Genomic DNA, 15,513 nt, shown 5'->3' with positions numbered 1-15,513 from the left:
TCTCCGGCAGCGTGCTGAGGTCGGCCTCGCGTACGGCGCCGGCGGCCGTGCCGCGTACGTCGAAGTCGAACTCGCGGTGCGCGCCGCCGCGATAGGTGATGCGCGCGACGGCGGTTCGCAGGCCGGGGACCACCCGGAGGCCCTCCAGCCCGACGCCGGCGCGCTCGAAGGCGCGCCTCATCACCTGTCCGCCCTCGTCCGCGCCGACGCCGCCGACGAACCGCGTGTCGACGCCGAGCCGGGCGGCGACGTACGCCGCGATCGCGGGTGAGCCGCTGGCCCAGGGGCCGGTGAACGCCTGTCCGGTGTCGGTGCCACCGGCTCCCAGGTCGCGCTGGTAGGCCACGATGGCCTCACCGACGATGAGCAGCACAGACCTCTCCTTTCCTGGACCTTCCGGCACGGGCGCTCAGAGGCGGGCCGTGGCCTGCTCGACGCTCAGCCCTTCGTGGACGATGTCGCGCAGACCGTCCAGGATCGCCGCCGGGCGCTCCGCGCGGAACACCCGGCGGCCGAACATCACGCCGGCCGCGCCGGCCGCGATCGAGTCATGCGCGAGACGCAGCGTGGACAGGGCGTCGTCCCCGCCGGGGCCGCCGGCGACGAGGATCGGCGCGGGGCAGCCCTCCACCACCGGGGTGAAGTCGTCCACCGACCCGTTCCAGACCACCTTGACCAGGTCGGCGCCGATGTCGGCGGAGATCCGGCAGTACAGCGAGAGCACGTCCGTGGAGAGGTGCTCCCCGCCCTCGCTCTCCAGCGCGGAGCGCGGCTCGATGATGACGCCGATCCCCGCCTTCGCCGCGTCGCGGACGATGCGGGCGTTGCGCTCGATCTCGTCGCGTTCGAGGCGGCTGTCGCGCTGGCCGATGTAGAGGTAGGTCATCACGGCGTCGATCCCCGCGGCGGCCACCTCGTCCAGCGTGGCGAGCTGGGCCAGGACGCCCTCGCTCCGGCCGTCCGTTCCCGGCGTGTAGATGCGCCTGCCGTGGTTCTTCCAGTCCAGATGGAGCACCGGCGCGGGCCGGCCGCGGCCGACGTAGAAGTCCTCCAGGAGCGGCAGCATGCCGGGCGTCACCATCACGCCGTCGGCGGCGCCGAGTTCGCCGAAGACCGACCGCATCCGCGCGGCGGTGCGCAGCCCGGCCGGTGGGCCGCTCATCACGCCGTGCGAGGCGGCCACCACCACGGTCCGGCCGGTCGCGGGCGACAGCAGCCGGCCCAGCCGGATCTTCTTACCGGTTCGGGAGTCCATCGATGCCTTTCTCCAGTGTCACGGGCGGCCGTCCGGCCGCGCGGGGCCGATCAGCGCGGTCAGCCCGCCGGGCAGGTGAAGCTGTAGAGGTACTTCTTCACCTCCGGCGTCTGAAGGTTGTCCTTGGTGGCGACCAGGGCGCCGGTCTCGGTCTTCTTCCGCACCGGGGCACCGCTGAGCGCGTTGACCGCCTGGGTGGCGGCGGCGACGCCCTCGTCGTAGGGCTTGAGCACGACCTGCGCGGCGACCTGGCCGTCCTGGATCTGCTTGATCCCCGGCGGGTTCGCGTCGAACCCGACGACGGTGACCGCGCTGCTCTTGTTCGCCGACTTCAGCGCCGAGACGGTCCCCTCGGTGTTGAACGCGGCGGTGGAGAACACCCCGGCCAGGTCGGGGTGTTTCGCCAGGGTCCCGGACACGATGGAGGCGGCGGTCTGCACGCTGTTGTTGGAGTACTGCTGGCCCAGGTACGTCAGCTTCGGCGCCGCCGCGAGCCCCTAGGCGAAGCCCTTCGCGCGGTCGTCGGTCGTGGTGACGCCGGCCGAGAGGTTGACGGTGAGCACCGAGCCCGGCCGGCCGCCGAGCAGCTTCGCCAGCGTCCGCGCGGCGACGGTCCCCGCCTCGACGTTGTCGGAGGTGACCTCGGCCTCGGCCAACGAGGGGTCCTGGAGGGTCGTGTCGACCAGCACGACCTTGATGCCCTGGCCGGTGGCCCGCTTGAGCGGGGCGTACAGGGCCTTGCTGTCGGTGGGGGCGATGATGATGACGTCGGGTTTCGTGGCGACGACCGCCTGGACGACGGGGACCTGGTCGGCGGGCGTGAACGACTTGGGCGCCTGGACCTTGACGCTCGACCCGGTCTTCTTGGCCGCGGCCCGGATGCCGCAGGCCACCGACCCATAGTAGGCGTCGTTGGCGACACCGGGAACGAACGCGATCTTGAACGGGGCCTTGGCTGCGGAGGCGCCGCCGGAGCCGCAGGCGGCCAGTCCGGCGGTGGCGGTCGCCAGAACGAGCGCCGCGGCCACTCTGCTGCGTACGCGCATGGGGGTTCCTTTCTTCGGACCGGTGAGGTGGTGCGGTCAGCCCGCGGCGCGGTGGCGTCGTCGTAGCTGGTCGAGGTAGACGGCGACGACGAGTACGACGCCGACGGCGAAGTCGCGCCAGAAGGAGTTGAGGCCGACGATCACCAGGCCGTTGGACAGGACGGCGGGGATGAGCGCGCCGATGATGCTGCCGAAGACCGTGCCGACGCCGCCGAACAGGCTGGTGCCTCCGATGACGACCGCGGCGATGACGTTGAGGTTGTCGGTCGCGTGCCCCGACAGGGTGGTCGAGCCGAACTCGGCGTAGCTGAGGATCCCGGCGAGGCCGGCGAGGGTGCCCGCCAACGCGTACACGCTCAGCAGGTGCCGGTCGACGTTGACGCCGGCGCGGCGCGCCGCCTCGGCGTTGGAGCCGATCGCGTACGTCCGCCGGCCGTACCGGGTGACCGCGAGCGCCACGCCGCCGAGCAGCGCGATGACCAGCGCGACGAGGACGAGGTACGGCACGCCGGCGAGACGGCCGACGCCGAGAGTGTCGACGAGCTCGTTCGGGATGTCCTTGAGGTCGTTGCCGCCGCTGAGGACCTGCGCGAGCCCCTGGGCCGCGCCGAACGAGCCCAGGGTGGCGATCAGCGGAGGCACCCGGAGCCTGGTGACCACCAGCCCGTTGACGATGCCCCACGCGGTGCCCGCGGCGAGCGCGACGAGTACGCCGACCAGGCTGACGCCGACGCCCTGCCCGCCCATCGCCCGCATCACCATTCCGGCGACCACCCCGGAGAAGACCAGCACCGAGCCGACGGACAGGTCGACGCCGCCGGTGATCAGGACGAAGGTCGCGCCGACGCCCATCACGATCAGCAGGGACGCGCTGATGAGGATGTTGCTGAGGTTCTCCAGGGTCAGGAACGAACCCCCGTCGGCGACCGAGAACACCACCACGATGACCAGCAGGATCGCGGTGATGTCGGTCGCCGAGCCGAGCAGGAGCCGGCGACGCCGGGGACGCCTCTCGCCGCCCGCGGTGCCGGTCTCGGCGGGGGCCGACGTACCGGCGGTCATGAGTCCTCCTTCGTCGGAGGGAGTGACCACCGAGGCGTGTCCTCGATTCCCTCGCTTCGCTCGGTCATCAGTCCTCCTCCTTCGCCGGGGAGGCGGTCGCGGGTGCCGCGCCGGATGGCTCGCTCATGCGGCCCTACCTTTCTGACTGAGGCCCGAGAGTCCTGACGAGGCGGGAGGATCGGGTGGTGCAGGTGAGGCAGGGATGGATTTCATGCTGGCTGCCCGTGATGGTTCAGGAGGCTGGTCCCCCTGCCCCACCGCTTCTTCCTGACCGCTGATTAGGCACTGCGATCGATCGCTGTGTAGGGCGATGACGGCGGGGAGAGGCTGCGTGCAGGGGACACCGTCGAAGGGAGATCCCGTATGTCCCTGGCTGTAGGCATCGATGTGGCCAAGCTGATTCACTGGGCCGAGATCAAGGTCACCGAGACCGGGAAGGTCTTGGCCAGCCGCCGTGTCGACAACACCCCCGAGGCCATCGGTGACCTCATCGAACAGATCCGCCAGGCCGAGGTCGAGCACGGCCCGGCGACCGTCGGCATCGACATCTTGGGCGGGATCGCCGCGCTGCTGGAGGCGATGCTGCTGGCGGCCGGGCTGAGGGTCGTGCACGTGCCGGGCCTGGCGGTCAACCGCGCCCGGCGTGGCACCACCGGCGGGGAGCGCAAGAGCGACCCCAAGGACGCCAAGGTGATCGCCGACCAGATCCGGATGCGCGATGACCTGCGGCAGGTCACCGCGATGCGGGAGGAGGATGTGGAACTGCGGCTGCTGACCGGCCGCCGCAGCGAACTGGTCACCGACGCTACCCGCAGTGCCGCCCGGCTCCGGGACCTGCTGACCTCCATCCACCCCGGCCTGGAACGCTTGGTGGACGTGACCAGCAAGACCGGGCTGCACCTGCTGACCCGCTATGTCACCCCGGCCCAGATCCGCGCCGCGGGCAGTGACGGCCTGCTCGCCCACCTGCGCACACTCCAGCATGTCAAGGACGCCGGCCTGGTCACACTCGCCCAGGCCGCCACCGCATCGGCCTGGGCCCAGCAGATCAGCGTCCCCGCCGAGGACGTCGCCGCCGCACTGGTCCGGGAACTGGCCGGTGAGGCCCTGGCAGCCAAGGACCGCATCAAGGACCTCGACAAGCGCATCGAGGCGGTGCTGGCACGCCACCCTGACGCAGCCCTCATCCGCAGCCTGCCCGGCATGGGGGCCATCTTGACCGCCGAGTTCCTCGCCGTCACCGGCGGCATCGGCCGCTTCACCACCGCCGACCGGCTCGCCTCCGCCGCAGGCCTGGCCCCCGTCCTCAAACAGTCCGGCAAGGTCCGCTACCAGCAGCGACCCACCGCCGGAGACAAGACCCTCAAGCGGGTCTTCTACCAGTCCGCGTTCATCTCCATCGGCTGCGCGCCCGCCAGCAAAGCCTTCTACCAGCGAAAACGCGCTGAAGGGAAAACCCACCACGAAGCCGTCATCGCCCTGGCCCGCCGCCGCGTCAACGTCCTGCACGCAATCCTGCGCAACCGAACTCCCTACGACACCGACTACGTGCGAGCTGCTTGACAGATGCATTAGGCAGCCTCCTCCTGGGTGAACGCGCCCGTCATCGCGCCGACGACCTGCTCTTCGCCGGTCTCGGCGGTGACGAACCGGGCGACGCGGCGGCCGAGCCGGAGCACCTCGATCCGGTCGGAGACCGCCATGACGTCGGGCAGGCTGTGGCTGATGAGGACCACGGACCGGCCCGAGTCGCGGACGGCGCGGATCAGGTCGAGCACCGCGCGGGTCTGGGGCACGCCGAGGGCGGCCGTCGGCTCGTCCATCACGACGAGGCGGTCGGCCCAGGTCACCGCGCGGGCGACCGCGACACTCTGCTGCTGGCCTCCGGACAGCATCGCGACCGGCGCCGACGGATCCTTGATCGACACCCGCAGGTCCTTGAGGACCTGGTCGGCGTGCGCCGCCATGGCCTTCTTCGCCAGGACGCCGAGCGCCCCGAGCAGCCCGGGGGCGGACAGCTCGCGGCCGAGGTAGAGGTTGGCGGCCGTGTCGAGATCCGGCGCCAGCGCGAGGTCCTGGTAGACGGTCTGGACGCCGAGCGCCTGGATCTCGCGGGGCGAGAGGCCGTCGATCCGCCTGCAGTCGAAGATCACCTGGCCGGCGTCCGGGGCGTGGACGCCGCAGATGGTCTTGATGAGCGTGCTCTTGCCCGCCCCGTTGTCACCCATGAGGGCGACCACCTCGCCCGGACGTACGGAGAAGGCGGCGCCCCGTAGGGCCTCGACCCCGCCGAACCGTTTGACGATGCCCCGTGCCTCGAGCAGGAGAGCGCTCATCGGCCTGACTCCTCGCTGGCTGTGTTCGATCAAAAACCATGTTCGATCAGAAAACTGATTATCGGACTGTAGAAACCTGCCTTGTCGGTGTCAAGTGCTGGTCTTACAGCGACTTCGCGCTCTTCAGCGAGAGTGTTTGACAACTCAGAAAGTTGAGTATTAGCTGCGTTGCGTGCCTCGTCCGCAAGGCACATCGACATCGAAGGCCCGCCTCATCGAACCGGGAGCCGCCATGCCTGACTCCGCCTTGGTCGAGCACCTCCGCCGTGCCGTCGGCACCGAGGCGGTGCGGACCGACGCGACCGAACTCGACGCGCGCAGTCACGACACGTGGCCGGTCGCGACGGTGTGGGCCAAGCTCGGCCGGCACCCCCACCGGCCCGACGTCGTCGTACGCGCCGACAGCGTGGAGACGGTCGTGGCGACGGTGCGGACCGCGAGCGAGCACCGGACGCCCGTCACGCCCTGGGGCCTCGGGTCGTCGGTGACGGGACAGCCGCTCCCGGTACGCGGCGGCATCGTGCTCGACCTGTCCGGGCTCGTCGGCGAGCCGTCGCTCAGCGAGATCGACCACACGGTCACCGCGCCCGCCGGGGTACGCGGCTCCGACCTGGAGTCCTGGCTGGACCGGCGCGGCTACACGCTGAACCACTCGCCGCAGTCGCTGGCCCGCTCCACCGTGGGCGGCTGGCTGGCCACCCGTGCCACCGGCCAGTTCTCCAGCCGCTACGGCGGCATCGAGGACCTCGTCGTCGGCTACCAGGTGGTGCTGGCCGACGGCACGGTCGCCCAGGTCGAACAGCGGCCCCGGGCCGCGATGGGGCCGGACCTGCGCGCCGTGTTCCTCGGCTCGGAGGGCACGCTCGGCATCATCACCGCGGTGACGCTCAAGATCTTCTCCCGCTCACCGCACCGGTCGCTGGAGGCGTTCACGCTTCCCTCGGTCACGGCCGGCCTCACGGTGATGCGGACCATCGGCCAGACCGGCCTCCGCCCCGCGCTCGTACGGTTCTACGACGCCGCCGAGGCGCGTCACGCGGTGCCGGAGGGCCCGCACGGTTCTCCGGTGCTGTTCCTCGGCCACGAGGGGATCGGCGACGTCGCCCGCGCCGAGCACGCGGCGTCGGCCGAGGTCGTGCTGTCCGCCGGCGGCGTGAGCCTCGGCGCGGAACCCGTCGACGCCTGGATGGCACGCCGGTACGACTTCTCGTCCATCGAGAGCCGGCTCGCCGAGCCCGGCGGGTACGCCGAGACGATCGAGGTCGCGAACCTCTGGTCCCGCCTGGAGCCGATGTACCACGACCTCCGGCGTGAGCTGACCCCGCTCGCGGAGGAGACCCTCGGCCACTTCTCCCACATCTATGACCAGGGCTCGTCGCTCTACCTGATCCTCCTCGGCCGTGCCGGGGACGACCGGACCGCGCTCTCCCGGCTGGAGGAGATCTGGGCCCGCGCGATGAAGGTCGTCGTGGCGCACCACGGCGAGGTCTCCCACCATCACGGCGGAGGCCTCGCCCGGCAGCCCTGGGTCGCGCAGTCACTGGGCGGCGGACATGAGATCCTGCGACGTATCAAGGACGCGCTCGACCCCGGCCATCTCCTGAACCCCGGCAAGCTCGGCCTTGACCCGGAATAGGAAACGACGCCAGCCACGATGAGGTCCATGACCACCCGCAAGACCGCGAACTCCTTCACCAAGCCCGATGTCGTCGTCGCCGTCGCGCGGATGCTCCTGACCCGCGAGGTCGGCCAGCGCATCCCGACGCTCGCCGAGCTCCAGGCGCGCGCCGGAGCCGGCACCGGCACCGTCGTGAAGGCCCTGCGGACCATGGAGGACGACGGCGCCGTCCGGCTGGAGCCGCGCGGCCGCCACGGCACCGTCGTCGTCGGCCGGGACGTCGGCCGGCTGTGGAACGCCGCCGACCTCGGCAACTTCCGGCTGGTGATGCCGCCCCCGGGCCCCGTCGAGCAGCAGGGCACGATCGAGGTCGTCCAGGACACGCTTCGCCGCCTCGGCGTGGCGCTGGTCGTCGACTTCCTGCGCGGCGCGCAGAACCGGCTGACCGAGGTCCACCAGGAGCGGGCGCACGCGACGCTCACCTCGGCCGGAGCGCTGGAGCACCACCGCGAGACGCTGCCCGGGCTGCTCGGCGCCGACCTCGGGCCGAACACCTTCTACTCCCCCGGCTCCCTGGTCGTCGTCGAACACCGCGACCGGCCGCCGCGCGACCCGCTCGTGGTGGGCATCGACCGCTCCTCCTACGACCACGAGCGCCTCAGCCGCGAGGCCTTCGCCGGCCGCCGTGTACGGTTCGCCGACTGCTCGTTCGTCCGCGCCCCGGCCGCGGTCCTCGCCGGCGACATCGACACGGCGATCTGGCACGCCATGCCCACCGTGATCCCGCCCGAGCTGGCGGGTCTGACACTGCGCCCGCTCGACCTCGGCACTGGCCACGAGGACTCCGAGAGCATCTGCCGCGCCGTGCTCGTCACCCGCGCGAACGACGCGTGCACGAACGCGCTGCTCCGTGCGGTCCGCCCGGCAGCGATCACCCGGCGCCAGAACGAACTGCTCCGGACCGCCGACGACGAACCCGGCCGCCTCTGGCCCCGCTGACCGTCTCGCGAGCCGATCCCGATCCCGACGCCGGCCGCTGCCATGCCAGGATTCGAGGCAGAATTGTTGACAATTTTGGAGCCAGATTGCCATCATGAGTCGGGGCGCTCGCCCTGTCCCGGACCTACGGCGAGAAGGGTTGCGGCCGGTCATGAGCGGCGGGAGCACGACGGACGGCATCCGCTGCATGGTGATGCGCGGCGGGACGTCCAAAGGCGCCTACTTCCTCGCCGAGGACCTGCCCGCGGACCCGGCCGAACGTGACGAGCTGCTCCTGCGGGTGATGGGCACGCCCGATCCCCGGCAGATCGACGGCATCGGCGGCGCGCACCCGCTCACCAGCAAGGTCGCGGTCGTCTCCCCGGCCGGTGCTCCCGGCATCGACGTCGACTACCTCTTCCTGCAGCTCGGAGTCGACGAGCCGACGGTGTCCGACCGGCAGAACTGCGGCAACATCCTGGCCGGGATCGGGCCGTTCGCGGTCGAGCGCGGTCTGGTCGCGGCCGGGCCGGAGCGTACGAGTGTGCGGATCCGGATGGTCAACTCCGGCGGCATCGTCACCGCGGGGTTCCCCACCCCGGGCGGCGTCCCCCGGTACGACGGGGACACCGCGATCTCCGGCGTGCCCGGCACCGCGGCGCCGATCGTCTTGAACTTCGAGAACACCGAGGGCTCGGCCTGTGGCGCGCTGCTGCCGACCGGGAACGTCCGCGACACCGTCGACGGCATCGAGGTCACCTGCGTCGACAACGGTATGCCCGTCGTCGTCGCCACGGCATCCGACCTGGGCATCACCGGTCATGAGACCGTCGCCGACCTGGCGGGCGACGAGGCACTGCGCGAGCGGATCCAGTCGCTGCGGCTGCGGGCCGGGAGGCTGATGGGGCTGGGCGACGTGTCCGCCGGCTCCGTCCCCAAGACGACGCTGGTGGCGCCGCCCCGCGAGGGCGGGATGATCTGCACCCGCACCTTCATCCCGCTGCGCGTCCACACCTCGATCGGTGTGCTCGGCGCCGTCACGGTGGCGACCGCGCTGCTGATGGACGGCGCGGTCGGCCACGACCTCGCCCGGCCTCCGGCACCGGGCGCGCCGATGAGCATCGAGCATCCCACCGGCCGGCTGGACGTCGAGGTCGAACTCGACGGAACGTCGGTACGGCGGTCCAGCGTCGTCCGTACGGCCCGCAGGCTCCTGGACGGAACCGTCTTTCCCCGGAGGTCCCGGTGACCATCACCCACGAGATCGCCCACCTCGGCAACGTCGAACTGCTGACGCCCGAACCGGACAGGAGCCGGTGGTTCTTCACCCGCGTCATGGGCCTGACCGAGGTCGGCGCCGAGGGCGACTCGGTCTACCTGCGCACCTGGGACGACTACGAGCACCACACGCTCAAGCTCACCGCGCACGGCACCTCCGGGATCCGCCGTACCGCGCTGCGGACGTGGTCGCAGGAGGCGCTCGAGCGGCGCGTCAAGGCGATCGAGGACGCGGGGCTGGGCGTCGGCTGGCGCGACGGCGACCCCGGCATCGGCCCCACCTACGTCTTCCGCGACCCCGACGGTCACGAGCTGGAGCTGTACTGGGAGAGCGAGTGGTACCGGCCGCCGCCCGAGCTGAAGCCGTCGCTGAAGAACCAGGCGCAGGCCTACCCCGCGATGGGCGTGTGCGTCCGCCGCCTCGACCACGTCAACTTCCTGGCCGCCGAGGTCGAGCCGAGCACCGAGTTCCTGCAGGACGCACTCGGCGGCCGCACCACCGAGCAGATCCGGCTCGACAGCGGCGTCATCGCCGGACGCTGGCTGCACTTCACCAACAAGTCCTACGACATCGTCTACACGCGCGACCGGACCGGCACGAACGGCCGCCTGCACCACATCGCCTTCGCGACCGACACCCGTGAGGACATCCTCCGCGCCGCCGACATCTTCCTCGACAACGACGTGTTCCTCGAGACCGGCCCGCACAAGCACGCCATCCAGCAGACCTTCTTCCTCTACGTCTACGAGCCCGGCGGCAACCGCATCGAGCTCTGCAACCCGGGCGCACGCCTGGTGCTGGCGCCCGACTGGAAGCCGATCACCTGGACCGAGGCCGAACGCGCCAAGGGCCAGGCCTGGGGTCTGAAGACCATCGAGTCGTTCCACACCCACGGCACCCCGCCCGTTCCCGCCGGGTAGCCGCCGCGCGGCGGCTCCGGTCAGGCCGGTACGGCGCGAAGCGCCTTGATGACGCTGGTCAGATGGGCGCGGGCCGCCCGCTCGGCCGCGTCCGGCGCACGGCCGCAGATCGCGTCGATGATGGCGAGGTGCTCGGCGAGCGAGACGTTCGGGCGGCCGGGCACCAGGGCCAGCCGGAACTGGTGCCGGACGTTCTGCGCGCGTAGCCGCCGCAGCACCTCGGCGGCGGTGTGCTGACCGCTGATCTCGATGATCCGCCCGTGGAGGGCCTTGTTGAGTTCGGAGTACCGCACCACGTGACCGTCCGCGACGGCGGTGCGCATGGCCTCCTCGATGCCGCGGAGTTCGGCGATCTGCTCGTCGGAGACGTGCTCGGCGGCCTTGGCGGCGCACAGGCCCTCCACGACCATGCGCACCTCGGAGATCTCGATCGCCTCGTCCAGGGTGACGGCGCGGACCCGGGCGCCGCGGTGCTGGATCCGTTCGACCAGGCCCTCGTTGGTCAGCTCGAACAGCGCCGCGCGTACGCCGCCCCGGCTGACGCCGAACTGCTCGGACAGGTCCGCCTCGACCAGGCGCTGGTTGGGCGCGAAGTCACCTTGGACGATCGCCTTCCGGATCGCGGCGGTGATGTCGATGTGCTCGGCGTCCGTGGTCTGCTCGTGCGTTGGCATGCTTCCTCGCTCGCGGACGCGTCGGCGATCCGCCCGTGTCCAGACCTTCAGCCCGCCGGCCGGTGGCCTTCCTTCGCCTGCTGGATGAGTCTGTAGACGTGGGCCCGCAGTTCGGCGAAGTGGGGGGCGGAACGCGTGGTGAGCTGGTCACGCTCGTCGGGCAGGTCGATCGTGACATCCTCCAGCACGACCGTCGGGGAGTTCGACAAGACGATGACGCGCTGTCCCAGGTAGACCGACTCGTCGATGTCGTGGGTGACGAACAGGACGGTGACTCCGAGGCGTTTCCAGAGGGCGCGCACGAGGTCTTCGAGATCGGCGCGGGTCTGGGCGTCCACGGCGGCGAAGGGCTCGTCCATCAGCAGGATGTGGGGTTCGTAGGCGACCGCGCGGGCGATCGCCACGCGCTGCTGCATGCCTCCCGACAGCTGCCAGGGGTGGGCATCGTGCACCTCGGCCAGGCCGACGGCCTCCAGCGCCTCCCGTACGAGCCGCTGCCGTTCGGCCCTGGGGACCTTCTTCTCCTTCAGCGGACGCTCGACGTTCTCGCGTACGGTCATCCAGGGAAAGAGGCTCCGGCCGTACTCCTGGAAGACCACGGCCATTCCCACGGGCGGGCCGGTCACCTTCTGCCCTTCGAGCACCACCTCTCCGGAGGTGCAGTCCAGGAGGCCGGCGACGCATCGCAGCAGCGTGGTCTTGCCCGCGCCGGACGGCCCGACGATGCAGACCAGCTCGCCCGCGTCCACGGTAAAGCTCAGGTCGCTGACCGCTTCGACGCCGCGCCCCCTGCCCTGGTAGACCTTCCGCAGCGCGCGGACGTCCAGCAGCGCGGCGGTGTCCTCCGCGGTCCCGGTCGGTGTGGTGGTCATCTCATCCCTCTCGCTGTGCGCGGCGCAGGCCGGTGTACCAGCTCAGCACCCGGGCCTCGACCACCTGGAAGACGGCCGACAGGGCGATGCCGATCAGCCCGAGCAGGATGATCCCGCTCCACATCTGCGGGATCGAGAAGCTGCGCTGGAACTGGATGATGGTGAAGCCCACCCCGTTGCTCGCGGCGAACATCTCACTGATCACCATCAGGATGATCCCGATGGACAGCGCCTGCCGCGCGCCGGCGGCGATCTGGGGGCTCGCTCCCCGCAGGACCAGGTGGATGAGCCGCGAACGCCGGCGCATCCGGTAGCAGCGGGCGGTGTCGCTCAGTACCTCGTCGAGCGCGCGCACGCCCTCGACGGTGTTCAGCAGGATCGGCCATACGCATCCTGAGACGATCACCAGGATCTTCATCTCGTTCCCGATGCCGGCGAACAGCATCAGAACCGGCACCAGTACGGGCGAGGGGATCGCCCGGAAGAACTCCAGGACCGGCTCCAGCAGGGCACGGAGCACGCGCACCGAGCCGATCGCGACGCCGAGGCCCACTCCCAGCACCAGGGCCAGGGCGTAGCCGGCGATCAGCCGGAGCAGGCTGGGCAGCACGTCGGTGGTGAGCCGGCCGTGGAACCAGGTGTCGTCGAACGTGCCCAGGATCTGGCGCAGCGGCGGCCAGAAGAAGTCGGTGCTGTGCGCCGTCGCCAGCCACCATGCCCAGAAGAGGATGACCGGAACGGCGAGCAGGAGGACGGCCCTACGCACCACGCTCAGGACGCTCACGACACCACCTCCCGGCGGACCGACGGATGCCACCGCAGGACCCGGCGCTCGATGGCGCGCACGCCCACGTTGACGACGACGCCGACCAGCCCGACCACGACCACCAGCGCGTACATCGTGGGGACCGCGTCCGAACCCTGTGCCACGGCGATCTGCCGGCCGAGCCCCGGCGACCCGATGACCAGCTCGCCGGTGATCTCCAGGATCAGCGCGACCGCCGCCCCGAGCCGGAGCCCGGTCATCACGTACGGCAGGGCGGTCGGCCAGATGACCGTGCGCACCTGCGTCAGCGGGCGGAAGCGGTAGGAGCGCGCGGTCTCGCGGGCCACCGGGTCCACGTCCCGCACGCCGTACAGGACCTGCACGAGCACCTGCCAGAACGCGGCGTAGACGACCAGCAGGAGCGTCGAGCGCATCGTGGTGCCGTAGAGCAGCACGGCCAGCGGGATCAGCGCCACCGACGGGATCGGGCGCAGGAACTCGATCGTCGAGGTCATCGCCGCCCGTACCACCGGAAGGCCGCCGATCACGATGCCCAGCACCACGCCCGCGACCGTCGCGATCGCCAGTCCGATCGCCCAGCCGCGCAGCGTCTCCAGCAGGGCGCGCCAGAACGCTCCGGTCCCGGTCTCGTCGGCCAGCGCGGAGACCATGGCGCTGAACGGCGGCAGGAACCGCTCGCGCACCAGCCCCGTCCGGGGTACCAGCTCCACGACCGCCATCAGCACCGCGAGACCGGCCAGGCCGAGTCCCCAGGCGGGCACGGAGCGGTGGCGGCGTCCGCCCCGGCCGTCGCCCGTCGCGTCCGCCGTCACCGCCGCCGTCACGGCAGCAGGTCCTTGACGTCCGGGGTCTTGGTGATCAGCCCGTCCTGCGCGGCGAGGTTCTCCAGGGTCTGCAGCCCGGCACTGTTGACCTGCGACGGGTACTTCGGCAGCGTGAGCGCGCTCGTCACCGACGGGTCGATCTTGGTATAGCTGCCCAGGATCTTGCGCACCGCGTCCGGGTTCGCGTCCGCGTACCGCAGGGACTTCTGCATCGCCGCGGTGAACCGCTTGACCAGGTCGGGCTTTGCGGCGGCCGTCTTCTGCGAGGTGAAGTACGCGGCGATGGTCAGGTTCGGGGCGGTGTCGACGTAGTTGGACGCGACCAGCCGCCCGCCGCCCTTGAGCGCGGTGGTGAGGAAGGGCTCGACGACCTGGATCGCGTCGACGTTCCCCTTGTCCAGGGCGGCCTGCATGTCCGGGAACGCCAGTTCGGTGAACCTCACGTTCTTCGCGTCACCGCCGGCGGCCCGGATCGACGCCCGGACGGTGGTGTCGTTGATGTTGTTCAGGGTGTTGACCGCGACGCGCTTGCCGGCGAGGTCCTTGGCCGACCTGATCGGGCTGCCGGCCTTCACGACCACCCCGCCGAAGTCCTTGCCCTTGACGCCGGTCGAGGCGTTGCCCGACGCGACGACCTTGAGCGGCAGCCCCTTGGACCGGGCGATGATCAGCGACGTGTAGTTGCTGAACCCGAAGTCGACCTGCCCGCTGACCACGGCCGGCACGATCGCGGCCCCGCCCTGGGCCGTCTCGATCTGAAGTTTCAGCCCCTGCTCGGCGAAGAAGCCCTGCTGGTTCCCCAGGTAGACCGGTGCCACGTCGACGATGGGAATGACGCTGATCTTCACCGTGGCCGGGCCCTTGCCGGAGGATTCAGCCCCCTGCCCCGATCCACACGCGGCGAGGAGGAGTACGGAGGAGGCGGCGGCGGCCAGAGCCGCACGGATTCTTGTCACGGTGCTCTCCAGGACGAGGGTGAGCTGACATCGGCGGTCGACACGACCGCGGGTCGGCGCGTCGTCGGCCGCTCCACCGGCACGGAACGGCCTCAGCCGGACGGCCGGCGCGCGAGGAGCCGATCGACCGACGGCCGCACTCCCCGATGGCACCGTTGGCGTGACGATGATGCTAGAAATCTTCAACAGGATTGTCAACGATTCGTTTGCCAAAGTGGTACATCAGCTTGGTTGCGCTTCTTCGACCGGCAATGCCGCAGCTCACCGAGCCGTACCGCCGGAACCCGTCGCGCCGGGCGCGCTCCGCGGCTACTTTGAATTCGCAACATGTACGGTGAGGGAATGACCGACGCCCGCCCCGCCGCCGGGTCCGGCGATGTCGAACCGCTCGACCCCGCCCAGCTCGGGACCTACTTCGTGCTCCTGGAGGCCGTCAGCCTGCTCCAGCACCAGGTCGAACGGCAGCTCCGCACCGAGGGCGGCATCAGCTACGTGCAGTTCGAGGTGCTGGCCCGCCTCGCCCACACCCCCGGCCCGCTGACCATGACGCAGCTGGCCGACGGCGTCGTCTACAGCCGCAGCGGCCTGACCTACCAGGCCGGGCTGCTGGAGAAGGCCGGCCTGATCACCCGCGGCCCCGACCCGGACGACGACCGCGCCACCCTGGTCGCCATCACCCAGGACGGCCGCGACCTGTTCCACCGCGTCCTGCCCGGCCACGTCCAGGTCTCCCGCCGGCTGCTGTTCGACCCCCTGACCGCCGATGACGTGCGTCAGCTCGGCGACATCATGGCCCGCGTACGCGACCACATGCGTGCCCGGCCACCCCGCTCCGCCACCCCGCGCAAACGCCGCGACGCCACGTGAACCCACGGGCCGCAGCGTCGGAGTCCGACACGTTCGCGA

At 70.9% G+C, this 15,513-nt stretch carries 15 protein-coding genes and 1 pseudogene; 6 read left to right on the top strand and 10 right to left on the bottom strand.

Annotated features, from left to right (window positions below):
* The 4 genes and pseudogenes from ACFFNX_RS07440 to ACFFNX_RS07425 form a co-directional block, all read right to left on the bottom strand.
* Positions 1-373: carbohydrate kinase family protein (locus tag ACFFNX_RS07440; protein WP_378197261.1), on the bottom strand; the 373-nt coding region annotated here is incomplete at its 3' end.
* A 36-nt stretch (positions 374-409) separates the two neighbouring features.
* A complete protein-coding gene (locus ACFFNX_RS07435; RefSeq protein WP_378197258.1) occupies positions 410-1,255 on the bottom strand; it encodes a class I fructose-bisphosphate aldolase in 846 nt (281 codons plus the stop codon).
* A gap of 59 nt (positions 1,256-1,314) precedes the next feature.
* Positions 1,315-2,301: pseudogene (locus ACFFNX_RS07430) on the bottom strand (ABC transporter substrate-binding protein).
* A 36-nt stretch (positions 2,302-2,337) separates the two neighbouring features.
* A complete protein-coding gene (locus tag ACFFNX_RS07425; protein WP_378197255.1) occupies positions 2,338-3,363 on the bottom strand; it encodes an ABC transporter permease in 1,026 nt (341 codons plus the stop codon).
* Positions 3,364-3,726: 363 nt separating this feature from the next.
* Between ACFFNX_RS07425 and ACFFNX_RS07420 the strand changes: the two genes are divergently transcribed.
* Positions 3,727-4,926: an IS110 family RNA-guided transposase gene (locus ACFFNX_RS07420; RefSeq protein ID WP_378197252.1), complete on the top strand. Its 1,200-nt coding sequence runs from the start codon at positions 3,727-3,729 to the stop codon at positions 4,924-4,926.
* A gap of 8 nt (positions 4,927-4,934) precedes the next feature.
* On the opposite strand, the gene ACFFNX_RS07415 is transcribed toward ACFFNX_RS07420, so the two are convergent.
* Positions 4,935-5,699, bottom strand: a complete 765-nt coding sequence (locus tag ACFFNX_RS07415) for an ATP-binding cassette domain-containing protein (RefSeq protein ID WP_378197249.1) — start codon at positions 5,697-5,699, stop codon at positions 4,935-4,937.
* Between the two features lie 232 nt (positions 5,700-5,931).
* Here ACFFNX_RS07415 and ACFFNX_RS07410 point away from each other — a divergent pair, with 232 nt between their 5' ends.
* The 4 genes from ACFFNX_RS07410 (at position 5,932) to ACFFNX_RS07395 (ending at position 10,494) form a co-directional block, all read left to right on the top strand.
* Positions 5,932-7,335, top strand: coding sequence for an FAD-binding oxidoreductase (locus ACFFNX_RS07410; RefSeq protein ID WP_378197246.1), 1,404 nt, complete (start codon positions 5,932-5,934; stop codon positions 7,333-7,335).
* A gap of 27 nt (positions 7,336-7,362) precedes the next feature.
* Positions 7,363-8,316 carry a YhfZ family protein gene (locus ACFFNX_RS07405; RefSeq protein WP_378197243.1) on the top strand — a complete coding sequence of 318 codons (954 nt, stop codon included), beginning with the start codon at positions 7,363-7,365 and terminating at the stop codon, positions 8,314-8,316.
* A 151-nt stretch (positions 8,317-8,467) separates the two neighbouring features.
* The gene (locus ACFFNX_RS07400) at positions 8,468-9,544 is read left to right on the top strand and encodes a 4-oxalomesaconate tautomerase (RefSeq protein ID WP_378197240.1); all 1,077 of its coding nucleotides are present in this window, start codon (positions 8,468-8,470) and stop codon (positions 9,542-9,544) included.
* A complete protein-coding gene (locus ACFFNX_RS07395; RefSeq protein WP_378197237.1) occupies positions 9,541-10,494 on the top strand; it encodes a catechol 2,3-dioxygenase in 954 nt (317 codons plus the stop codon). The genes ACFFNX_RS07400 and ACFFNX_RS07395 overlap by 4 nt, the downstream gene beginning before the upstream one ends.
* Positions 10,495-10,514: 20 nt before the next feature.
* Here the strand turns inward: ACFFNX_RS07395 and ACFFNX_RS07390 are convergent, their stop codons facing one another.
* From ACFFNX_RS07390 to ACFFNX_RS07370, 5 genes are read right to left on the bottom strand one after another with little or no spacing between them, the layout of a single operon-like run.
* A complete protein-coding gene (locus ACFFNX_RS07390; RefSeq protein WP_378197234.1) occupies positions 10,515-11,168 on the bottom strand; it encodes a GntR family transcriptional regulator in 654 nt (217 codons plus the stop codon).
* 47 nt (positions 11,169-11,215) lie between these two features.
* Entirely contained in the window at positions 11,216-12,040 is an 825-nt protein-coding gene (locus ACFFNX_RS07385; RefSeq protein WP_378197232.1) for an ABC transporter ATP-binding protein, read from the bottom strand.
* Between the two features lies 1 nt (position 12,041).
* Positions 12,042-12,824 carry an ABC transporter permease gene (locus tag ACFFNX_RS07380; RefSeq protein WP_378197229.1) on the bottom strand — a complete coding sequence of 261 codons (783 nt, stop codon included), beginning with the start codon at positions 12,822-12,824 and terminating at the stop codon, positions 12,042-12,044.
* Entirely contained in the window at positions 12,821-13,651 is an 831-nt protein-coding gene (locus ACFFNX_RS07375) for an ABC transporter permease (protein WP_378197226.1), read from the bottom strand. Before ACFFNX_RS07375 ends, ACFFNX_RS07380 begins: the two co-directional genes overlap by 4 nt.
* Positions 13,648-14,607, bottom strand: coding sequence for an ABC transporter substrate-binding protein (locus ACFFNX_RS07370; protein WP_378197222.1), 960 nt, complete (start codon positions 14,605-14,607; stop codon positions 13,648-13,650). Before ACFFNX_RS07370 ends, ACFFNX_RS07375 begins: the two co-directional genes overlap by 4 nt.
* Before the next feature lie 342 nt (positions 14,608-14,949).
* Between ACFFNX_RS07370 and ACFFNX_RS07365 the strand changes: the two genes are divergently transcribed.
* A complete protein-coding gene (locus tag ACFFNX_RS07365; protein WP_378197219.1) occupies positions 14,950-15,474 on the top strand; it encodes a MarR family winged helix-turn-helix transcriptional regulator in 525 nt (174 codons plus the stop codon).
* Positions 15,475-15,513: the final 39 nt, after the last annotated feature.

Origin of the sequence: Actinoallomurus acaciae (genome assembly GCF_042429965.1) — a bacterium.
GTDB lineage: Bacteria > Actinomycetota > Actinomycetes > Streptosporangiales > Streptosporangiaceae > Actinoallomurus > Actinoallomurus acaciae.
The sequence above is the reverse complement of the archived record's forward strand: the minus strand, read 5'-3'. Positions and strand labels throughout refer to the sequence as shown.